The sequence below is a fragment of the Microcoleus sp. Pol17C6 genome (genome assembly GCF_036701145.1).
Lineage (GTDB): Bacteria > Cyanobacteriota > Cyanobacteriia > Cyanobacteriales > Microcoleaceae > Microcoleus.
Genome location: NZ_JAUBQH010000029.1, coordinates 1 through 20,066, shown reverse-complemented (window position 1 = coordinate 20,066; position 20,066 = coordinate 1). Strand labels below are relative to the sequence as shown.

The 20,066-nt window shown below is 43.9% G+C and carries 22 protein-coding genes and 2 pseudogenes; 9 read left to right on the top strand and 15 right to left on the bottom strand.

The window, feature by feature from the left end:
* Positions 1-71: 71 nt before the first annotated feature.
* From QUA25_RS15955 to QUA25_RS15945, 3 genes are all read right to left on the bottom strand, one after another.
* Positions 72-605, bottom strand: a complete 534-nt coding sequence (locus QUA25_RS15955) for a hypothetical protein (RefSeq protein WP_333039477.1) — start codon at positions 603-605, stop codon at positions 72-74.
* Positions 606-759: 154 nt separating this feature from the next.
* A complete protein-coding gene (locus QUA25_RS15950; protein ID WP_333039474.1) occupies positions 760-1,398 on the bottom strand; it encodes a lysophospholipid acyltransferase family protein in 639 nt (212 codons plus the stop codon).
* 233 nt (positions 1,399-1,631) lie between these two features.
* Entirely contained in the window at positions 1,632-1,796 is a 165-nt protein-coding gene (locus QUA25_RS15945; RefSeq protein ID WP_333039473.1) for a hypothetical protein, read from the bottom strand.
* A 242-nt stretch (positions 1,797-2,038) separates the two neighbouring features.
* Here QUA25_RS15945 and QUA25_RS15940 point away from each other — a divergent pair, with 242 nt between their 5' ends.
* The 4 genes from QUA25_RS15940 to QUA25_RS15925 all read left to right on the top strand — a co-directional run bounded on the left by QUA25_RS15940 (position 2,039) and on the right by QUA25_RS15925 (position 4,097).
* Positions 2,039-2,347: a hypothetical protein gene (locus QUA25_RS15940; protein WP_333039470.1), complete on the top strand. Its 309-nt coding sequence runs from the start codon at positions 2,039-2,041 to the stop codon at positions 2,345-2,347.
* Positions 2,322-2,567, top strand: a complete 246-nt coding sequence (locus QUA25_RS15935; protein ID WP_333039467.1) for a Uma2 family endonuclease — start codon at positions 2,322-2,324, stop codon at positions 2,565-2,567. Before QUA25_RS15940 ends, QUA25_RS15935 begins: the two co-directional genes overlap by 26 nt.
* Positions 2,568-2,890: 323 nt before the next feature.
* Positions 2,891-3,088: a DUF433 domain-containing protein gene (locus QUA25_RS15930; protein ID WP_333039464.1), complete on the top strand. Its 198-nt coding sequence runs from the start codon at positions 2,891-2,893 to the stop codon at positions 3,086-3,088.
* 25 nt (positions 3,089-3,113) lie between these two features.
* Positions 3,114-4,097 (top strand): hypothetical protein, encoded by a 984-nt coding sequence (locus QUA25_RS15925; RefSeq protein WP_333039462.1) that lies wholly within the window; start codon positions 3,114-3,116, stop codon positions 4,095-4,097.
* Between the two features lie 116 nt (positions 4,098-4,213).
* Here QUA25_RS15925 and QUA25_RS15920 read toward each other — a convergent pair whose 3' ends face one another.
* On the bottom strand, positions 4,214-5,623 hold the full coding sequence (locus QUA25_RS15920; RefSeq protein WP_333039459.1) for a hypothetical protein: 1,410 nt from the start codon (positions 5,621-5,623) through the stop codon (positions 4,214-4,216).
* 224 nt (positions 5,624-5,847) lie between these two features.
* On the opposite strand from QUA25_RS15920, the gene QUA25_RS15915 reads away from it, so the two are divergent.
* Positions 5,848-7,239 (top strand): ATP-binding protein, encoded by a 1,392-nt coding sequence (locus QUA25_RS15915; RefSeq protein WP_333039457.1) that lies wholly within the window; start codon positions 5,848-5,850, stop codon positions 7,237-7,239.
* A gap of 60 nt (positions 7,240-7,299) precedes the next feature.
* Here QUA25_RS15915 and QUA25_RS15910 read toward each other — a convergent pair whose 3' ends face one another.
* Positions 7,300-7,755 (bottom strand): Uma2 family endonuclease, encoded by a 456-nt coding sequence (locus QUA25_RS15910; RefSeq protein WP_333039454.1) that lies wholly within the window; start codon positions 7,753-7,755, stop codon positions 7,300-7,302.
* A gap of 162 nt (positions 7,756-7,917) precedes the next feature.
* Here QUA25_RS15910 and QUA25_RS15905 point away from each other — a divergent pair, with 162 nt between their 5' ends.
* Positions 7,918-9,123 (top strand): ISAzo13 family transposase, encoded by a 1,206-nt coding sequence (locus QUA25_RS15905; RefSeq protein ID WP_333039450.1) that lies wholly within the window; start codon positions 7,918-7,920, stop codon positions 9,121-9,123.
* A gap of 29 nt (positions 9,124-9,152) precedes the next feature.
* Here QUA25_RS15905 and QUA25_RS15900 read toward each other — a convergent pair whose 3' ends face one another.
* The 8 genes and pseudogenes from QUA25_RS15900 to QUA25_RS15865 all read right to left on the bottom strand — a co-directional run bounded on the left by QUA25_RS15900 (position 9,153) and on the right by QUA25_RS15865 (position 14,832).
* Positions 9,153-9,275 carry a hypothetical protein gene (locus tag QUA25_RS15900; RefSeq protein ID WP_333039449.1) on the bottom strand — a complete coding sequence of 41 codons (123 nt, stop codon included), beginning with the start codon at positions 9,273-9,275 and terminating at the stop codon, positions 9,153-9,155.
* 205 nt (positions 9,276-9,480) lie between these two features.
* Positions 9,481-9,672: pseudogene (locus QUA25_RS15895) on the bottom strand (photosystem II q(b) protein); the annotation flags it as partial.
* A gap of 24 nt (positions 9,673-9,696) precedes the next feature.
* On the bottom strand, positions 9,697-10,473 hold the full coding sequence (locus QUA25_RS15890) for a DUF6816 family protein (RefSeq protein ID WP_333039446.1): 777 nt from the start codon (positions 10,471-10,473) through the stop codon (positions 9,697-9,699).
* A gap of 254 nt (positions 10,474-10,727) precedes the next feature.
* Positions 10,728-11,135, bottom strand: coding sequence for a ChuX/HutX family heme-like substrate-binding protein (locus QUA25_RS15885; RefSeq protein ID WP_333039443.1), 408 nt, complete (start codon positions 11,133-11,135; stop codon positions 10,728-10,730).
* A gap of 178 nt (positions 11,136-11,313) precedes the next feature.
* Positions 11,314-12,267: a PhoH family protein gene (locus tag QUA25_RS15880; protein WP_333039441.1), complete on the bottom strand. Its 954-nt coding sequence runs from the start codon at positions 12,265-12,267 to the stop codon at positions 11,314-11,316.
* Positions 12,268-12,641: 374 nt separating this feature from the next.
* Positions 12,642-13,193 (bottom strand): KH domain-containing protein, encoded by a 552-nt coding sequence (locus QUA25_RS15875; protein ID WP_190663637.1) that lies wholly within the window; start codon positions 13,191-13,193, stop codon positions 12,642-12,644.
* Positions 13,132-13,416 (bottom strand): 30S ribosomal protein S16, encoded by a 285-nt coding sequence (rpsP, locus tag QUA25_RS15870; protein WP_333039433.1) that lies wholly within the window; start codon positions 13,414-13,416, stop codon positions 13,132-13,134. Before rpsP ends, QUA25_RS15875 begins: the two co-directional genes overlap by 62 nt.
* Positions 13,417-13,497: 81 nt before the next feature.
* On the bottom strand, positions 13,498-14,832 hold the full coding sequence (locus QUA25_RS15865) for a D-alanyl-D-alanine carboxypeptidase (RefSeq protein ID WP_333039430.1): 1,335 nt from the start codon (positions 14,830-14,832) through the stop codon (positions 13,498-13,500).
* Positions 14,833-15,046: 214 nt separating this feature from the next.
* Here QUA25_RS15865 and plsX point away from each other — a divergent pair, with 214 nt between their 5' ends.
* The 3 genes from plsX (at position 15,047) to fabD (ending at position 18,549) form a co-directional block, all read left to right on the top strand.
* A complete protein-coding gene (plsX, locus tag QUA25_RS15860) occupies positions 15,047-16,096 on the top strand; it encodes a phosphate acyltransferase PlsX (protein WP_333039555.1) in 1,050 nt (349 codons plus the stop codon).
* Between the two features lie 164 nt (positions 16,097-16,260).
* Complete coding sequence (locus QUA25_RS15855; protein ID WP_333039428.1) at positions 16,261-17,262, top strand: beta-ketoacyl-ACP synthase III; 1,002 nt, start codon at positions 16,261-16,263, stop codon at positions 17,260-17,262.
* Positions 17,263-17,667: 405 nt separating this feature from the next.
* Positions 17,668-18,549, top strand: coding sequence for an ACP S-malonyltransferase (gene fabD, locus QUA25_RS15850; protein ID WP_333039425.1), 882 nt, complete (start codon positions 17,668-17,670; stop codon positions 18,547-18,549).
* 487 nt (positions 18,550-19,036) lie between these two features.
* Here fabD and QUA25_RS29510 read toward each other — a convergent pair whose 3' ends face one another.
* Entirely contained in the window at positions 19,037-19,153 is a 117-nt protein-coding gene (locus QUA25_RS29510; RefSeq protein ID WP_445304874.1) for a transposase, read from the bottom strand.
* 311 nt (positions 19,154-19,464) lie between these two features.
* Positions 19,465-19,986, bottom strand: a pseudogene (locus QUA25_RS15840) (IS630 family transposase); the annotation flags it as partial.
* Between the last annotated feature and the right edge of the window lie 80 nt (positions 19,987-20,066).

Genomic DNA, 20,066 nt, shown 5'->3' with positions numbered 1-20,066 from the left:
TTGAGCGGATTGTTGTCACCAATGGTGAGGTGTGCATCGCCCTAGGGATAGACTTGGTGCACAATTCTTGTTTAAAAAACGCCCCAATTTTGAATGCCCCGACTGCTGAAAATCCCTTGAGCCCGACTAATATCATCCTCAGCGCCATCTACTACCACCAAATAATCGCCGGCCCGCAGGCGATCGGTGTAAATTCTAGCTGTTTCTTCGGGAATTCCCAAGTCAGTGAATGCCTTCACCACTCCACCGAAAGCCGCTGCCGAGACGCCAGTGCTTGCTACGCTAGCCAACAGTGAGGCGCCCAAAGTGCCCGCTGCAATCATCGGCCCGATTCCGGGAATAGCTAAACTTCCGAGACCCACTAGCACGGTGGCTAAAGCACTATTTGTCAGAGTGTCTGCTACCACTCCTGCTCCTGTGTCTAGATTTTTATCGCCCACCTGAGCGATCGTTTCAGTCTCGCCTACAGACTCGCCTGCATCCCTAGCAACAACCGAAACTTTATCCATTGGAAACCCGGAAGATTTCAATTCTGTCAGAGCTTGCTCCGCATCTTCGCGGTTAGAAAACAATCCCAACGCGCGGGTTTGATTGCTTGTTACCATATCTTTCTTCTTATCTCCTATCAAAGGAAAGTCAAATTCAAGCCTAATTATTGCGCTTGTTTTCAATCACTTATATTGATATTTTTCGATGTTTATCTTCAGCATTCATCTATCTGTAGATATAACCTGAAAAACAGCAACAAAAGTTATAAAATCAGCGACCCAAATCGTGCATGGCATTAATCTCGATCGCACATCTTTGAGTCAGCGCTTGCAACTCCTCGCGATCCGAGGAACCGGGCGCTTCAATTAGCTTGCCAATTCGCACCGTCAGCGGCACCGGACGCGGCACTGCCGAACCTTTCGACGAAATCGCGTGAGTTCCCCACAAACTAACAGGTAACAGCGGCGCTTTTGCCTTAGCAGCTATCAGCGCAGCACCTAATTTCGGTTCAGTAATTCTGCCGTCTGGGGTGCGAGTTCCCTGCAAAAATACACCCGTCGCCCAGCCATTTTCCAAAGAATTGATCGCCGAGCGAATAGCACTGCGATCGGCACTTTCCCGCTTGACTGGGTAAGCACCGTAAAGCGTAATTGCCTGTTTCAAAATAGGAACTTTAAATAACTCTTCCTTTGCCATAAATGCGACAGGCCGCCTCATGCAATTCGACAAAATCGGCGGGTCAAAATCGCTGGCGTGATTGCTGACTACTACCACAGGCCCTTCTGTCGGAACATTTTCTGCACCGTAGATGCGGCCTCGAAAGTACAGGTGCAGCATCGGGCTGACAATGGACCATTTGAATAAATAGTAGAGAAGTAAACTTTCGACGGGTTCGCGACTTTTGCTCACAGAAAAACCTTAAGTTTTAAATTACATCGAATATTAGCCTATCAGTTCAGCAATGACAAATGAATAGTATTTTGAGGTTTGTAGGGTTGCGGGCGGTTGGAAACCGCGGCTACACACACAAAACCCACCTACGTGGGTTAAAGAAGAAGTCCGCCGGCGCGGACGCAAGCTTGTGTAGCGCCAGACTTCAGTCTGGTGGACTATTTCACTGAATGTCGGAGGTTTGCAAAGGCTCAATTTCCGGCCAGCATAGCTTTCTGTCCTCCCGAAGAAGTCGCATAGCCCAAGAAATCCTTAACTGCTTGGCTAGGAGGATTTTTGTAGGCGTAGTACAACTGCCGCTTGTAAGGATAGTTACCCGCATCCGGCGTCGCACCGTTGACTGGAACAACGCGCACCGCTTTCTGATTGGCTACTTGAGCGAATGTGGCCTAACCAATGCTGTTCTTGCCTAAGACTTGCAGCAGGGGAGTTGTTGCATTTCGGAGCGTGGTAATATTTGGCGCCGTGCCAAACTCGCTACCTCCGAGCACTTGTTCTTTAAACGTTTGGTGAGTGCAGCTAACTGCCGGTCTGTTAATTACTTTCTTTAATCTGGGTTGCCGTGCCGCCGACTTTCGACGAGTCTTGAGTATTTTCCTTGAAGATTATCTTGAACTTGAGCGGAGGAACTTATACCCTTACGGTGTCAGAAACCAATACCACAAAATCTGCTTATGGGGCTCAGTTGCGCCTCTATGACGTGCATATCGCCAAGATGTTTGAGGTGACATATTCGGACTGTCAGGAGATACCCAACGCTGGCGGTAGAACTTGGTATTACCGCGCCGGAAATGGTAAAATTTACATGGGGCAATTCAGAATCAACTGTCAGTTGGCTAGCGATATTGCTAATACTTATGGTTTAGGGAAACCAGAGCGTAATGCGAGTAGAAATCCTTTCTCTTAGCAATATAGTGGCAGAAATTTACGAGAAACTCGTAGAATATTTTGAAAATGGAGCGCGTTTAGTTTGGGTGATTCATCCTAAAGAACAGTATGTGTTGGTGTATCGATCGTCCCAAGATCCCGATCGCCTGCTCAAGTCTGCTGATTCCCTAGATGGCGAAGAAATCGTCCCCCGCTTTACTCTTCCGATTGCGGAGTTATTTCAAAAACTGGCTTTTTAATGAAAGTGCGATCGGACTCTGGAAAATTGCGAGTATTATTAATAATTTAACTTAGGCAGTTAGTAAGACAGAATCCAAAAATTGCGGCGAATCAGATATTAATATAAAGATAACTTCTAGCAAGACTCCGGACAGTTTTTGGAACGATACTACAAGCTTACGCGGGGCAAGGATCATAAAAAAGTCGAATTAGTCGAATTAAATGTAAGTCAGGCGTGGATCTGACATTGATTTAATTATTCATAGTGGCTCAAAGTCAAGCGAGCATAAGCCATTGGGCCCTATAAAAACTGTCCGGACTATTGTTCTAGGAGGCGATAAGCATGACAAACATATCTAACGAAAAAATAGCTATCATCCGTACAGAAAGAGGACGGAAGCTCGCAGGTACGCGCATCACTATCTACGACATCATGGACTATGTGACGGCTCAATATCCGCCTAAGTTTATCAGGGGATTATTTGAGCTTACAGAGGAACAAATTAACGCAGCTTTAGCTTATATTGAAGATAGGCTGTAAATATCCTCTAGCTTTTAAGTGACAAATGAAAGTTACAAAACAATTATTACTAACAAGTTTGGGGTTTGTTACTTTGAGTTGGGGAGCAGTAACCCAAATTCAGGGTATACCAGGGGCGATCGCTCAAACACAAGTTCCCATGAGATTGCAACACGCGGAAGGAACTTATACCCTTACGGTGTCAGAAACCAATACCACAAAATCTGCTTATGGGGGTCAATTGCGCCTCTATGACGTGCATATCGCCAAGATGTTTGAGGTGACATATTCGGATTGTCGGGAGATACCCAACGCTGGCGGTAGAACTTGGTATTACCGCGCCGGAAATGGTAAAATTGATATGGGGCAATTCAGAATCAACTGTCAGTTGGCTAGCGATATTGCTAATACTTACGGTTTAGGGAAACCAGAGCGTACTGCGATCGAATATTCTCAGGGGGAGGCTGGGCGGCCAATATCGAGGACTCGTTCTATTCCAATTTTAGATATTACTGGTAATAAAATTCAGCGGTGGACGAATTTTGTGCAAGGGTTTCGCCCTCAGTCTGCTAATTCTGAAGCTGGTAATTCGCGATCAAGTATTTCTTTTCCAGTTCGTGAAATTCTTTCGCAGATTGAAGGTAAGACGAGAGTACCAATTTTTCTCCCCAGTCAGCTTCCCTTCTCCGAAAAAATTTACTTGAAAAACCAAGTAGAAACAAATGGCTATAGTGTTGAAATGGGCCACATACCTAATTGCAGCAGTACGCCTTGCTATATCGGGAGTATCTCAGCAGAAAGAGGTGGAGAACCAGCCCAAGCACCGCCTAGAGGATTTAGGAGTGAATTCAAAACCATTCAATTAGCTGGCAGAACACAAGGAGTTTTTTATAATGGCTGCGGTGCTTACTGCACGGCTTTAGTTGAATGGCAGTATCAAGGAGTTTTGTATCGAGTAACGATGAAGAATGGGCGAGAGGAAACGCTCGTTCAAATAGCCAATTCTGCAATTGAAGCTGGGCCTCGCTAGTTAAATGTGGGGATAACAGTGCGTCAGGGCAAGTCCTGTTCTCAAATTGGAGATTGATTTTACCTGACGCAGCCTATAATTGCTATCTAGATAGAAAGCATATCACTTCTAAACTTTTAAGCCGGAAAGTTCGCCTGCAAAACATTGTTTTTAATTTTTTGCTCCAATTCATTGACAACAGACATTACACTATGTTCTGGCTCGCTTAAAATAGATTTTTTGATGTCATGTAAAGAGTTGACTAAATCTTCACGCAAACGGGGCTTGTCTTGTTGAACTCCTTGAGTATAATCCCAATAATCCCAAGCGATTAAAGTTATGGCCAGGGTAGGCTCAATCATACTTCCTAGTTGCGAAGAAATAGCAGCTACAGCTTTACTACCTGCTTTAGCAGCAATTGTAGCCGTAATTTTAGCAGTTCCAGCAGCCCCTACAAATCTTACTAAAGATACTTCCTTTCCTCGTTCATTTTCTAACCTAAAATTTATACCTTCTAAATATTTATCCCAGTCGGCTTGGGGAATTTTATACATTTTTGGTACATCATCAAACTCCTTAGATACTTGTTCAATATAAAAATTAGCTGTCTCAATTACTATTGTATGAAATTTCATTTCTGCTGAGTTTGCTTGCAATACTCTCCTAGCAAACTCTCTTTGAATGTTGTCATTTATGCTTTTGGCAATCTTTTCATTGACTATACTCGTATTAAACCCATTCATAACATTCTCGCCTATATATTGAAAAAGAACACCAAATTCTTGCTGCTTCTGATTAAAGTAATTAAAATACCAATTTAAAAAATCTGTATCAATTCGATTAATTAATTGTTCCTCCCACCGATTTAATTCATTGTTAGCATATTTTTTCGCACTTTGATTCGCCGTGTTCAAAGCGTTTTTGAAAGCTTCTTCTCTTCCACCAAAGGCGACTAGAGATTGAGTAACTTCTATGGAGGGAGGAGAGGTTAATTCTGCCGCTAAAGCCTGACTCATAACTAATCGTCCCAGTAACGGAATTAATACAATTAGAATTATAATCGACCAAATAATGATACTAACTATCTTAGAAATTTTTACAATCCGCGGTTTTTGAGTAGTTTCTTCACTAAGCTGAGATTCACCAGATTCTTTAGCCTTCAACTCAATGGGAACTAATTCTTGATCGCCCAAGATATCAGTTAATTTTTGGTCGAGCTTTTTGGCGATGAAGTGACGACCATAAGGTATTTCATTTGAACTACAAATCAAGTGGTTATTTTGATCTAAAAATACCTGTCCTATAATTTTTCCTTCGGGATGCTTTTGGCAAATAATTGCTCCTTTTTTTACATTAGGAGTCCCAGGGCGATCGCTCTGGAAATAATTTATAGCTTCCTCAAAGGTGATCCCCTCTAAAACTTCAGGTATCCCCAGAATGCGTGGCAAACATTTATTAAATTCGCCCACGATCCGCTGCACATCCCCAGAAGTGAGTTTGTGATCTTCTTGAGAGGTGTCTTTGGCAAACCAGTTAAACCGTGTCATATTTCCTCCAGAGCCTTTGATAACTTATAAATTTATACTAGATTCCTTGTATCTCTAATTATTTTACTCGGAAACTATATTTTTTGAGATCAATAAAAGTGTTATTTAGTGTACAGTTACATTTTTAAAACACTTTTCACTAAGAATAAAAAGTGTTATTTAGTTTCACAGGTGTCAGAAAGTGTGATATAGTGTGATTGTCAAAAATAAACCAACTTTTAGCTATGGATATCCAAGAGGTTTTACAATGGACTGACGAGCAAGTATTTGTGAAGACGGGAAAACATATTGATTCATTGCAAAGCTCTATATTAAAAGAAGTTTGGGAGGGGGAGAAATATCATAAAATAGCTAAAAAGTGCAATCGGAGTGAAGATCATATTAAACAAGTTTCTAGAAAATTATGGAAGATGCTTTCTGACGTATTGGGAGAAGATATTAAACAATCTAATGTTCGATCTATTTTAGAAACACAAGCATTGTCTAATATTTACAACAATAATGGTTCACAGATTGTTGGTTACATTAATAGTCATATCAATATCTGTGGAGAAAAACGGCAAGGTGCAGAAGAGGCCAAGCAGCGATCGCCCTCTGCCCCTGACTCTCCCCAAAATAATGCCCGATCGCCCATAATCGATTTAACAGACGCACCCGAACTCCCTTACTTTTACGATCGCACCTCAGAACTCTCCACCCTCAAACAATGGATTTTGCAAGCCCACACCCGCTTGATTACCATCTACGGCTTAAGCGGAATTGGCAAAAGCGCGATCGCCCTCAAACTCATCGAACAAACTCAAACCCAATTTGATTATATTATTTGGTTAAGCCTCGCTGACACACCCACACTTTCAACCCTCAAAACCGAACTCAAGCAATTTTTTGGGCGATCGCCACAACCCTCATTACCCACAGTCATCGATTATTTTCGATATTCTCGCTGTTTAGTAATCCTTGATGACGTACAAAATATTTTTAAAAGCAGTCAATTAGCCGGTCAATATTTAGCCGGCTATGAAGATTATGGCAAATTTTTCAAACAAATTGCCACATCCTCTCATCAAAGTTGTTTAATCCTCCTCTGTTGGGAAAAACCAAGAGAAATTACTGCTTTAGAAGCAGTAAACCTCTCGACGCAAACCTTAAACCTCAAAGGGTTAGGAGAACAAGCAGCAGAAATTCTCAGAGAAAAAGAATTAGCAGATGAGGAAAAATGGTCAGACTTGATCGACCTTTATCAAGGACATCCTTCCTGGCTAAATATCATCGCTGCTACAATTTTGGAATTATTTAACGGTAGCGTTTCCCTATTTTTAGCAGATGGAACAGCAGATTTATTTTTAGGTGAGTTAGAACCCTTTTTAGAATCTCATCTAGAGCGTTTATCAGACTCAGAAAAAAAGGCGTTATACTCGTTAGCCAGTCAAAATGAAGCTGTAGATATTTCACGACAACCTGCTGATACTGAATTATCCCAATCAGAATTTTGGCAAGCCATACAATCCTTAGCCCGACGCGGCTTAGTGGAAAAAATGTTAGTAGGAGCGCGATCGATGTTTTTTCTCAATCCCGTATTCAAAGCATACATTCAGTGCAACTTAAATATTCTATAACCTATCGGTAATTTCACCCGATAGTAAAGCAATTAAACCACAGAATTACTCTTTTCTATTCTACATCGATCGCATAAAAGCATTCACCGCATCATATTGGTCGGCCATCCGCGAATAAAACTCGATCGATCGCAAATCCAACTCCGGCAACAATTCGCTCTTACTGACCAACTCATATCCCGTAGAGCGCAAACAATGAACCGAAATTACCCCATCATCCCAAAACCAAACCTCCTGCACACCCACCCGACGATAGATTTCCAGCGTATCAATTCCACCACTCGTCACTGTTATTTCGATCGCCAAATCTGGAACTGACTTGCGCGTACCCAAACAATAAGACTCATCTGGTTCCTTCCGTGCGCCCAATTCCTTCATCCCGATGGTTGTACTACCACGCGCATAAAAACGAATGTCTTTCGTCCGCATATACATTTCTAAAAGCTGATCTAAAGTGTTTGTAGACTCTTCATGTTCCTCAGAAAAAGAACCCATAATTTCTAAACACCCATCCAAATAAGGAATGAAAATTTAATAACATCAGCGATGTATAATAAATAAATGAGTGAATATGAAGAGGTTTATGTTTCGGTAGAGATGTCAAATATTATACCTACTTGGTTCTTCTTATGTCGCCCAGGATTTTTTGATTTAAATCATTTCTTACTAACTTAATTTATGTGTTACTCAGACGAAATTACTGATTTAATGCGAAAACATCACCAGTCTTTATCTGAAAAAGATCAAAGAAAATATGCAGCGATAGAAGCCGTAAAACTTGGTCGTGGTGGAATTATTTACATAGCCCGAGTTTTGGGAGTAGACAGGAATACAATAGCCAAGGGAATTAAGGAATTAAAAACTGAATCAAACACTACTTTAAATCAACACAGAATTCGCCGACGTGGAGGAGGAAGAAAAACTAGGGAGTCGGAGATACCTGATTTAAATGAGCGTTTTTTAGAAGTCTTAAAAAACCACACAGCCGGAGATCCAATGTCGGAAAAAATTAAATGGACAAATCTTACCCAGCAACAAATAGTTGAAGGTCTGAAGGCTCAGGAAACAATAGTCAGTACAACAGTTGTTAAAAAACTGTTAAAAAAACATGGATATGTGAAACGTCAAGCTCAAAAAAAACAAACAACCGGAGTAACAAAGAATCGTAATGAACAATTTGAAAATCTGGCACGAATTACGGCAGAGTATGAGTTACAGGGAAATCCAATTGTTAGTATGGACACGAAAAAGAAGGAATTTATTGGAAATCTATATCGAGCCGGAAGTCTATATACTACGGAAGCTATTACGACATTTGACCATGATTTTTGGAGTTTGGCTGACGGAAAAGTAGTACCTCATGGAATTTATGATCTACAACATAACCGAGGATATTTAAACCTGGGAATCAGTAAAGACACGAGTGAATTTGCTTGTGAATCGATAAAATTATGGTGGGTTAATTACGGAAATTTTATCTACCCTCAAGCCGATTCAATTTTGATAAAATGCGATGGCGGTGGCAGTAATAATTCCAATCATCATATCTTTAAATCGGATTTACAAAAATTAGTTGACGAGCTAGGAATAGAAATTAGGATCGCACACTATCCTCCCTATACATCGAAGTATAATCCGATTGAACATCGTTTGTTTCCTCACGTAACCAGAGCCTGTCAAGGAGTAATTTTTACCAGTATTGAGTTAGTGAAAAAACTCATGGCAAAAACTCATACTAAAACCGGGCTTTCTGTGGTAGTAAATGTGAGCGATAAAATTTATGAAACTGGTCGAAAAGTAGCTAAGGGATTTAAAGAAACAATGAAAATTATTTTTGATGACTATCTACCAAAATGGAATTATCGTGCAGTTCCGACTATTTAGCAGACGCTAAAGTTATTAAATTGTCATTCCTAAGTTAAACGCGCCCCAGTGTCAGCCAAATCTGCATCCAACTTTTCCAGAGTCTCCCATGTCACGTTTGACAGGAAAGCCACACCTGTACCCAATCCTGCTTTAGAAATTGCGACAACCATTTGACTTACCTTTTACAATCGCTTTTCTATAAAATACGACTTCTAAAACTTGGCGTCTATCCTAATATTCTATTCTTTAGTCCGCGGAGGTGGACTTCGTTTGTGTAGACGCGGTTTCAACCGCCGAGTCATCGCAAAATTATTTTTTCCAAACAAAAAGTCCTCCTAGAAATAGGGGCGCTTTTTGATTATCTCAAGTTAAAAATTAACCATTGATAGAAGGAGCAACCATTGCTACTGGGGTGGTTTCACCAGCAGCCAAATCAAGCGGGAAGTTGTGAGCATTGCGCTCGTGCATCACTTTCCTACCCCAGTTAGCGCGGTTAATCACATCAGCCCAAGTATTGATCGCACGACCTTGAGAGTCGATAATCGATTGGTTGAAATTGAAGTTGCTAGGTCGATCGAGATGACAGCTTAATTATGCCCGCACCAACTCCAACCGATATCGATACAGAGCCACAGGATGCCCCCCAGCAGCAAAATAATCCGGGTCTTGCGGCGACAAATAAATCGCCGTCACCTGATCGGCCTCAATTCTTTTACTCGCAGAATCGCCATTTTCTCCGCCTCCAACAACTCGATAAGCCGTTGTTGTTTCCACCTCATTTAAATAAATATCAGACTCTCCCCGAAAAATCTGCTGAGAAATCTCTGTAGACACAAACTCGCGAGGATTCGGCGTTTCAGTGCTGCGACTGGTAACAATCGAAATTAATTGGCGTTCCCCTTTCAACACAGTAATTTGGCGGTTGGGATTGGTCGGATCGACTTTCACCGAAACTACCCCACCATCGCCTAAATAAGCCTTAGCAATATTCAAACCGTTAAAAGTGCGATCGGCTACAATCTTTTGAGCCTTTTTAAATGTATAATTAGAAATTAACCCAAGATTTTTTTCAGGTTGAAATCGCACTTTAAATAATACCGGATGCTCCAAATACTGGCGGTTGCTTTCAAACCCTGGCGTGACAATATTTGGCGCTAAAGGAGCGGCTAAATCTACCAAAGTGCTAGCAACATTCCAATTCCCCGCCATCCAGTCTGGATATACCAAGTCTCCCTTAGCTACAGCGATAGGAGGCTTGCTTTCCCAATTGGGAAAACTTGATATGCGATCGCCCAAAACCCCCGCCCTCGCACCGCCACCCCACAGCAGTACCACCAAAACCAGACAAAAACCCCAAATTACCTTCATACCACATTACATTCAAACAACTAACCTTCTGTCTCTCTTTCTCTTCTTTATCTCTTCTCTGCGTTCTCTGCGCCCTCTGCGGTTCATTAATTCAAAAATTAGACAACAAATCCGTTAAACATCATATTTTATACCATTTTCATAAACAGGCAAGATGCCTGTTGCACAAAAATAAATATTCTGCTTGTGGGGAGTAGGGGTGGGGCATCCTACCCGCCCCCAATATCCAATTCAAAGGTGGAAAAGCCTAGGTTTTAAAGCGCCTCAACAGGTGCAGGTTCCCAAACCTCCCCGTATTTTTCCTTCAATTCGTGCCAATTTTCCACCTGTCCTGGTTCGTATTCCCCCGGCTTTCCCCACTGCAAAAACGCGCTCAAAGCAGCCTCATTCTGTTCGTCCAGAAAACGGATAGCATAAGTAGTGAAATTGCCTCTTTTCGCCTCACCAGTTTCAAACTTCACCTGTTTTATTTTGTCCATATTTAGGTGAAACTCAAATATTTCGGCGTGCATATTGGCATACTTTCCCTTCGGCAACTCCGCATAAAACAGCTTGTGAATTGAACCGCGCACTTCCAGCACCGCCGCGCTGCTAGTCACGATTAAACGCAGCGTTCCCAATTGTTCGCAAGCTTCCAAGAATTCTTTCAGAGTCGCAGTCATATCAATTTTGGATTGTGGATTGTGGATTAAATCGATGATAATCAAATGAAAGTTAGGAATTAGGAAAACGAATTAGAGAAAAAAGGATAAATTTTCCTTCTCCCTTCTCTCCCAGATAACTAAAGCCTTCCTTCTTCCTTATTTTTACCCGATCGCGAAGTCGAAGGGCCTTATTCCTTCATGTTTCGTGCAGTTCGTAAGCAGCGACAATCCGCTGCACTAGAGGATGTCGCACCACATCCGCCTGAGAAAATTCGCAGAAAGCAATGCCCTCAACGTTGCGTAGAATGTTTTGGGCGACTGACAATCCCGACTGTTGGTTTGGCGGCAAATCTGTTTGAGTGATATCGCCCGTTACTACCATTCTCGATCGAAAGCCCAGACGAGTCAACACCATTTTCATCTGAGCCGGCGTCGTATTTTGAGCTTCGTCCAAAATTACGAAAGCATTGCTGAGAGTGCGCCCCCGCATATAAGCTAAAGGAGCTACTTCGATCAAGCCTCTTTCCATTAAATCGGCCATTTTTTCAGGGTCGATCATTTCTTGTAGGGCGTCGTAAAGCGGGCGCAAATATGGATCGACTTTTTGCTGCAAATCTCCCGGCAAAAACCCTAATTTTTCACCAGCTTCCACGGCTGGCCTGGTTAAAATTAGCCGTTCGTACTGCTTGCTTAACAGCGCTTGCACGGCGAATATAGCTGCTAGAAATGTTTTGCCAGTACCAGCGGGGCCAATGCAAAATGTCAGGTCATGCGTGCGTACTGCTTGGACGTATTGCCGCTGCTTGAAGGTTTTGGCTCTAATTTCTTCGCCGCGGCGGGTTCTGGCGAGAACGTCTCGCTGTAAGTCTTGTAAATCGCCTTGGCGGTTGGTATCCAAAGCTTGGCGCGCCGTCTGGATTTCAACTCCGGTAATATTTTTGCCGGATTTCCAATAGTCGGAGAGCGATCGCACTAATTTATGACACAATTCTACTTGACTTTTTGTGCCGGAAATCAGCAGTTCTTGCCCTCGCATTACCAGGGTAGCACCGGTTTGCTTAGAGATCATTTTCAGGTTTTCTTCTTGATTACCCGCCAGCGACATTGCGCTTTGAATGCTCGGTAACTCTATTGTTAGTTTTTCATTCATGCCAACATAAGCTCCTCCAAATAAGCAATTAAAAGTTAACAACTAAACGTTAAACCACTCACTATTTGCGAACAAAAAAACGCCCGTTACTAGGTTTTACCTAGTATCTAAGGCGTCTTTTAGATTTAGCTCCCAAATGAGTTTGGTGCTTGAGGCACAAATCAAATCTCCCTTCTATTAAGTCAGGCAATTTTAGATTTTAGATTGGAAATTTTAGATTTTAGATTAACCTGATGCCGCTGACATTTGAAATTTTAAATTTTACATTTGTTTCCGATCGCAAAACCGGCAATTTCAAACCAAACGGGGCTTGTAATACAAAGTCTACAACAGGCAATCTAAAATCTAAAATTCTTTCTGGGCTCTGCAGTTAGTTAATAACCGGGAGTATTTCGGCTCGTTCTAAACGTAGGTGTGTTAGTACGGCGAGGTTGTTCTCTCGGAGTTCTGCTAGCTAAGGGACTCGGCGACGGAGGTGGCGTCCGGGGTCGGAAGTCGCCTCGCGGCTCCCGCGAGCCACGATCTGGGCGGTCGCGATCCGGGCGGTCGCGATCTGGGCGATCGCGATCCGGACGATCGCGATCGCCCCTGGGCGGGCCAGATCCACGATCGCCCGCTTCACCATCGTATATATCTAAGTAGAGGGACTGACCCGCCGTCTGCGCCACCGCTTCGAGCGTAGTTCTAATTGCCTGAATATTGCGTCCGCCCCTACCGTACACCCGGCCTTTGTCGGGATCTTCAAAAGCAAGCCTAACCCAGACCCGCGATTGGCGCGGGTGCAGTTCGCAATCAACCCGCAAAGAGCCTGGGGTCTCTAAAAAAGGCCCAATTAAAAATTTAACCAGTCCAGCATAGTTGGGACTAGCTGACTGTTGCTGTGCTGGATTCAACGTTGGCTCCGGCTCCGACTTGTTCAAATACATGGGCTTTTCTCAGGATGTCACGCACGGTGTCAGTTGGCTGAGCGCCTTGTTGCAGGCGCTTGACAATCGCTGGAACATCCAGCCTGGTTTCATTATTTCTGGGGTTGTAATAGCCGAGCTCTTCTAGGGGACGGCCGTCGCGGCGAGTAGAACTGTTCATCGCTACAATCCGGTAGCTTGTCTCGCGTTTTTTCCCGTATCTCTTCAATCGCAGTTTGATCATCTTCTTGCACAATAGTCTTGTTCCAATTCTAAGCTATTTTGTCAGCGCTCCTTCCCCGAACTCCAACTCAACCCCTATTTCTTAACCTCCGACCAAAATATCGCTACGATTTGCTGCCCCCAAGGCAGGTCTGGCGCCGTCAATGTGCGGTGTAATTGCTAGTGGCAAAATCGATGCAGTTCCCCATTGCTGCACCAATTTTTGCAAAAATATATCTTGCTGCGCTCTCAAAGAGTCCCAATCGGTGCCGCGATTAATAATTGCAAACCAAACTAAACCCCGATCGCGCGTGGGTATGGCTCCAGCCAAAGCAATCACCGTGTCCAAAGTACCAGTTTTCACCACAGCAGATCGCGGAATGTGTCGGTTTTCCAAAGTTCCTCGATCGCGCCCGGACACCGGAAACAAGTCAGCAATCGTCAGCCCTGTAGTCTGAAGGTTGCGGGCAATCGCCTGCATCATCCCACAAGCAGCCCTCGGAGACATCTGATTTTCCACTCCCAATCCCGAACCGTTAACTAATTGAAGTTCCTCCTCCGGCACTCCCGCAGCCCAAGTCGCTTGCTGCTGGACTATTTTTGCCCCGCCCAAGTCGTCGGCCAGCATCTGAGCTATTTCATTGTCGCTGTGGACGTTCATCTGCTTGAGAATTTCCGCTAAAGGGAGCGATCGGCGTTTCAGCAGCAAATGCCCCGAAGTCACAAATTTCTCAGCAATGACGCTGCCGGCAACCGTTACTTGCGGCTTTCTAGTTCCCGGAGCCATCTTAGAATACATGGCCACCACTTCCGCAGGCCAATTGCTACCCTCAAGAGCTTGCCGCAGTATCTCCCCCGCCACCAAAGGATCGGACTGGTAATTCATGCGGAAATTGCCTGTCACCACCAAATTTCCCGCCACGCGCTCGATACCCATTTGATTGAGAGCATTGCCAACGGCGATCGCCTCCTCCCACACAAACAGCGGATCGCCCCCGCCGCTGACCACCAAATCTCCCTGCAATACACCATTGGTAATCGGCCCCGTTGCTCGGAACCGCGTTTCAAACTGATAATCCGCGCCCCAAGTCTCCAGCGACGCCAGAGAAGTAGCAATCTTAGTCAGCGAAGCCCCAGGCATCAGCGTCTTGCCCTGCTGACTTACCAGCGGCACCATTCCCGCTTGCACCCAAATTCCCTGATTCCCATCAATCAGGTTCTTGTCTTTCAAATCTTTTAAATATTCCCGCACCGTCGCTTCTGCTGGCAAGTCTGGATTTGCCGCATCTATTCCCCCAAAAGCCAAATCTTCGGCCACCACTAACCCGGGTATCCCTCCCCGCCAAGCCAGCACTGACGCAGCATTAGGCCCGACACTGCGTACCCCAGCCATGTCCAGCCACAGAGACACGATCCCTGAGCTAAATAAATCCAGCATCTTTTACTCCTAAAGTCATGTAAACTATTGCATTGATTTTTTCAATTTGCAGTCAAAAATAGTAAAGTAGTGACAAAACAAGTTCTATCAGAGTAGTCGGAAATGAGAATTGTCCGATCGCCGTTGCGAGCGGATTTTAGTTCTTTATTCAGACTTCTGGATTCACGCTCCTGACTTCCTGGTAGAATTTTTAGTGTTTCTCAAACATTGGTCAATGGGATCGACACGCGCAAGAATTGCAATAGACGCTATGGGCGGGGATCATGCCCCCGCCGAAGTTGTAGCTGGAGCGCTTAAGGCACAAGAAGAATTAGGCGTAGAGATTTTGCTTGTGGGCGACCCGCAGCAAATAGAAGACTCGCTCCGGCAACAAGACGCGATCGGCCGCGTCTCTACAGGTCAGCTAGAAATCGTTCCTTCTGAAGGAGCGGTGGAAATGCACGAAGAACCTTTGAGTGCCCTCAAACGCAAGCCCAACGCTTCAATTAACGTAGCGATGAACTTGGTAAAGCAGCAGCAAGCTGATGCTGTGGTGTCCGCCGGTCACTCCGGCGCGGCAATGGCTGCTGCCCTGCTCAGGTTGGGCCGGCTCCCCGGAATCGATCGCCCTGCGATCGGTGCGGTTTTACCGACAATGGTACCGGGCAGCTCTGTACTTATTCTCGATGTCGGCGCTAATGTGGACTGCCGCCCCAAATTTTTGGAGCAGTTCGCTCTTATGGGAACTATTTACAGCCAGTGCGTGCTGGGCGTCGCCGAACCTAAAATCGGCCTGCTCAACATTGGCGAAGAACCTTCTAAAGGCAACGACGCAGCGGTACGTACCCACCAGTTATTGGTGGACAACCCGAACATTCCTTTTGTGGGCAATGCCGAAGGCCGCGACGTGCTGTCGGGGAAATTCGACGTGATTGTCTGCGACGGGTTTGTCGGCAACGTGTTGTTGAAGTTTGCCGAAGCGGTGGGCGAAGTTGTGGTGCAAGTTCTTAAGGAAGAATTAGTCAAAGGACTCCAAAATCAAATTAACGATCCTCTGCTGCAAAAAAGCTTGCAAGGATTTAAGCAGCGGGTAGACCACGTTGAACACGGCGGCGGTTTGCTATTGGGCGTTGCTGGAGTTTGCATTATCAGCCACGGTTCGTCTCAAGCTGGCTCTATTTTTAATGCCATTCGTTTGGCGAAGGAGGCTATTGACAACCAAGTGCTGGAGCGAATTCGATCGTCCAATCACCAAAGCGCTATGGAACAAGAAGCTGTGAATTAGAGGCAGTAAGTAGGAATTAAAAATTAAAAATGTAAAATTAAAAAAGTCAGCTTAAACCCACTGTTTTGCTTAAAATAAAGTAATTTCAGCAGTTTAAAAAATAATTTTAATTGGTAGTTTTTAATTTTTAATTTCTCGATCGAACAGCGAGTAAATGGAGAGGAATGTTGCAGCAATCAGGGTTCGGCATTGCCGTCACAGGTAGCGGTTCTTGTACACCGCAGGTTTCGCTGGATAATAACGGTTTGAGTCAGATAGTAGAAACTTCTGACGAGTGGATTGGGGCGCGGACGGGCATTCGCTCCCGCAGGCTGGCGGACGCTCGTACTTCTTTGTGCGATTTAGCCTCGGAGGCATCGCTTCAGGCGATCGCAATGGCAGAAATTTCGCCGACAGATATTGATTTGATTATTTTGGCGACTTCGAGTCCTGACGATTTGTTTGGCACTGCCAGTAAAATTCAATATCAGTTGGGCGCCACAAAAGCTGTGGCTTTTGATTTAACAGCAGCTTGTTCGGGCTTTGTTTTTGGTTTAGTTACAGCCTCGCAGTTCATTCGGACAGGGGTTTATCAAAATGTTTTGCTGATCGGAGCAGATATTTTATCTCGGTGGGTGAATTGGTCGGATCGGGGTACTTGTATTCTCTTTGGAGACGGTGCAGGTGCGGTGGTATTACAAGCTTCAGAAGTCGATCGCTTTTTGGGATTTGAAATTCGCAGCGACGGCACACAAAATTCGTCTCTAAATTTGGCTTACAAAGCCGAGTCAAAAGAATTAATTGAGGGCGTCAGCGTCGGAGTTGGCGGATTTAATCCCATCACAATGAATGGTCAAGAAATTTATCGCTTTGCCGTAAAAAAAGTGCCGGAAGTCATAGAAAAAGCTATGTTTCGGGCAAATATTAGCGGTGCTGAAATTGACTGGCTGTTGTTACATCAAGCCAATCAGCGGATTCTTGATGCAGTTGCCCAAAGGCTAAAGATTCCCCCCGAAAAAGTAATTAGCAATTTGGCGAATTACGGCAATACCTCAGCGGCTTCAATTCCCCTTGCCTTAGACGAAGCCGTGCGTCTGGGTAAAGTTAAACCGGGCGATACTATTGCTGCGGCTGGTTTCGGTGCAGGTTTGACTTGGGGGGCGGCGATTTTTCAATGGGGAAGGTAATATTTGGCGGCCGGCTGTAAACTAGCCCTGCTTATTGTCGGGGCTGTGACACTTGCAAAATACAAATCCTTGAACACGCCATACATAGGGCAAGGTGTGCAGCCGCACACCCCCGGGAGAGGAGTTCTTGACAAGCACGCCCTGAAATAGAAAATCCTCTATTGTTTGATCGACTTTCCCGGGCTAGAAGGTGGAAAATTTTGTTACTGCTATTAATTTAATTAAAGTAGCAAAAAAAATATAAACTTCGTAAAAACTGCAATTATTATGTTATAATTGTGAGTCGCGAGTAGAGAGTTCGTTAACCGAAAGATAGCGGATACCAGCGAGCGAACTTAGAAGCGGGAAAGAAAGAATTTTTGCAATCACCAATTAGCAACCACCAATTAGCAGATTACCGGAAAAATGACTAAAACAGCATGGGTATTTCCCGGGCAAGGTTCCCAGGCGATCGGGATGGGTGCAGACTTATTAAACTTGCCAACAGCCAAAGCCAAATTTGAGCTCGCTAAAGAAATTTTAGGTTGGTCTGTCTCGGAAGTTTGCCAAAAAGAAGAAGCAAAACTATCTCGAACTCTCTACACTCAGCCTTGCTTGTTCGTAGTAGAAAGTATTTTGACCGACTTAATGCGAGAAAAAAGCGATCGGCCAGCGGTAGTTGCCGGTCACAGTTTAGGAGAATATGTTGCCCTCTACGCAGCAGGCGTCTTTGACTTTGAAACCGGATTGCGCTTAGTCAAACGCCGCGCCGAACTCATGGACACTGCCTCCGGCGGGCAAATGGTGGCTTTGATCGGGTTCGACAGGCAGGAACTAGAATTGCAAATTCAATACAGCCGAGACGTAGTGCTGGCAAACGACAACAGCGAAGCACAAGTCGTGATTTCTGGAACGCCCGCAGCAGTAGAAGATTTGCTTGCCAAAATCAAAGTCAAACGCGCCGTTAAATTGAATGTTTCCGGTGCGTTTCACTCTCCCCTGATGGCATCAGTGGCGGCAGAGTTTCAACTAGCCTTAAAGTCTGCCAGGTTTTCCGATGCTAAAATGCTGGTGCTCTCGAACGCAGAACCGTCAGCCACTACCAGCGCAGCCACTTTAAAGCAGCGGTTGACTCAGCAGATGACCAAAGGCGTGCGCTGGCGAGAAATTTCCCTGCAATTGCCACAACAAGGAATCGATCGCGTAGTGGAAATTGGCCCCGGCAAAGTTCTCACAGGTTTGATCAAACGGACTTGTCCAGATTTAGCGCTGGTAAATGTTAGCAGTTTTGCAGATTTCCCCGCTTAATCTATTTTTAACCTGTTATTAAACGGCAGGTTATAAAATTGAGAGTTAACAGGCATGAAGATTGCCGAAAAATGAATCGCACAACAGGCAAATCCGAATATTGCCTGTTGTGCAAATTGGGGATAGACGATCCAGACAGTTAGAAAATAGGCGTTGCTGAAAGACTAATGGTTATCATGGTAAAAGAGGAATGGCTCTCCTGACTTTATGGTGTATAATGTAACAAACTATACATTTACTGTCATGGAATTTTATGTGGACTATAGCAATCGTAAATGATTCATAAATTGATCGAGAGTTTGAGCGAGCAGTAAGCTGTCAAACATCTAAACTGCATTAACTCGCGTTACCTTTATTTTTTACTTTTCGGTTCCATTTCATAATTAGTTCTCCTTCATTTAACAATTTATTTAACAGTGACTCTAGTTTTTCAAGGGATTCAAATAATCTATTAGCAACATATTCCTTAGCCGAATGCCATACCAACTCAACTCGCGTTGTAGTCCGGGCTATACTTGGGCAGAAACTCTATGATTAGATTAGGCATATCTGCTGCTATTTTCTGCAAAATCTCTGCTTTTTTATGAAAACTAGCATTGTCCAAAATAATGACAAACTTACAGCCTTTATCTTGAAAATCTTCCGCTAAATTCCCTTGCAATATCCACTCGGCTCTTAAATCTCCATAAAAAATTTTCGTAAGGATTCAGGTCTAAAAACTTGCGGCTCCAACGCTTGTCTGGCAAGGGTTGTAGGGCAAAATAAGGGTTTTTGCCTTTCGTGGTTGATTGTCAATAAAGGACGAAAAACTGTCATTTTTTGTCTTTTATTGAGAATAGAGATTTATTTAGCATCAAGCTCCAGATCTAAAGTCTTTGCCCAGCAAGGAGTTCAGTGACCTGAATCCTTACAAATTTTCAGCACTGCATAAAAATTAGCAGAATTTCCAGATGGAATAAAATCTACCCATCTTTTCTTGTCTGAATACCTCACTCCACCCATGACATTAATACGACCCTTTCTTCGGTCTCCTCTTTTCTTGCTTCGAGTCCCTTTTTTACACCAATTTTTCCTTCTAATTACTCTCAAACTAAATCCACTCTCATCCCAAAACCATACCTGTAGAAGAGCTGGAGATTCTTTGGCGATTCTTAGATACTCAGCTAATTTATCTTTAAATAAACTTCTCTCTACGGTATCTTGCTTATCCTCTAAGCTATATTTAGCCCAGATGTAAACATACTTTTTTGATTTTAAAATCCTCCTTACTTGGGTACTACTCAACTCGATTCCTGTCTTCTCTCCTAGATATATTGCCAGTCTGGCTGTCGTCCATCTCCCGAATTCATAGCCACATTGCTCCGGCTCTAGTTCAATTGTCTCTAAAAGTAAATTAATGTATTCTTCTGTAGCTTTTCGGTAGTTACCCTTCATTCTCTCATACCAATTTAATATGAAGCTGCATAGAATAGGGCTTCAAGAATAAACTTGTAAGATGACAACGAACTAATTTGCTC

Excerpts from the sequence above, each read along its gene's own strand:
- QUA25_RS15920 (WP_333039459.1), bottom strand. The coding sequence starts at position 5,623 with ATGACACGGTTTAACTGGTTTGCCAAAGACACCTCTCAAGAAGATCAC.
- QUA25_RS15915 (WP_333039457.1), top strand. The coding sequence starts at position 5,848 with ATGGATATCCAAGAGGTTTTACAATGGACTGACGAGCAAGTATTTGTG.
- QUA25_RS15890 (WP_333039446.1), bottom strand. The coding sequence starts at position 10,473 with ATGAAGGTAATTTGGGGTTTTTGTCTGGTTTTGGTGGTACTGCTGTGG.
- QUA25_RS15905 (WP_333039450.1), top strand. The coding sequence starts at position 7,918 with ATGTGTTACTCAGACGAAATTACTGATTTAATGCGAAAACATCACCAG.
- QUA25_RS15880 (WP_333039441.1), bottom strand. The coding sequence starts at position 12,267 with ATGAATGAAAAACTAACAATAGAGTTACCGAGCATTCAAAGCGCAATG.
- rpsP (WP_333039433.1), bottom strand. The coding sequence starts at position 13,416 with ATGATCAAACTGCGATTGAAGAGATACGGGAAAAAACGCGAGACAAGC.
- QUA25_RS15865 (WP_333039430.1), bottom strand. The coding sequence starts at position 14,832 with ATGCTGGATTTATTTAGCTCAGGGATCGTGTCTCTGTGGCTGGACATG.
- fabD (WP_333039425.1), top strand. The coding sequence starts at position 17,668 with ATGACTAAAACAGCATGGGTATTTCCCGGGCAAGGTTCCCAGGCGATC.
- QUA25_RS15875 (WP_190663637.1), bottom strand. The coding sequence starts at position 13,193 with ATGTATTTGAACAAGTCGGAGCCGGAGCCAACGTTGAATCCAGCACAG.
- QUA25_RS15930 (WP_333039464.1), top strand. The coding sequence starts at position 2,891 with ATGACAAACATATCTAACGAAAAAATAGCTATCATCCGTACAGAAAGA.
- QUA25_RS15900 (WP_333039449.1), bottom strand. The coding sequence starts at position 9,275 with ATGGTTGTCGCAATTTCTAAAGCAGGATTGGGTACAGGTGTGGCTTTC.
- QUA25_RS15935 (WP_333039467.1), top strand. The coding sequence starts at position 2,322 with ATGCGAGTAGAAATCCTTTCTCTTAGCAATATAGTGGCAGAAATTTAC.
- QUA25_RS15925 (WP_333039462.1), top strand. The coding sequence starts at position 3,114 with ATGAAAGTTACAAAACAATTATTACTAACAAGTTTGGGGTTTGTTACT.
- QUA25_RS15855 (WP_333039428.1), top strand. The coding sequence starts at position 16,261 with ATGTTGCAGCAATCAGGGTTCGGCATTGCCGTCACAGGTAGCGGTTCT.
- plsX (WP_333039555.1), top strand. The coding sequence starts at position 15,047 with ATGGGATCGACACGCGCAAGAATTGCAATAGACGCTATGGGCGGGGAT.
- QUA25_RS15955 (WP_333039477.1), bottom strand. The coding sequence starts at position 605 with ATGGTAACAAGCAATCAAACCCGCGCGTTGGGATTGTTTTCTAACCGC.
- QUA25_RS15885 (WP_333039443.1), bottom strand. The coding sequence starts at position 11,135 with ATGACTGCGACTCTGAAAGAATTCTTGGAAGCTTGCGAACAATTGGGA.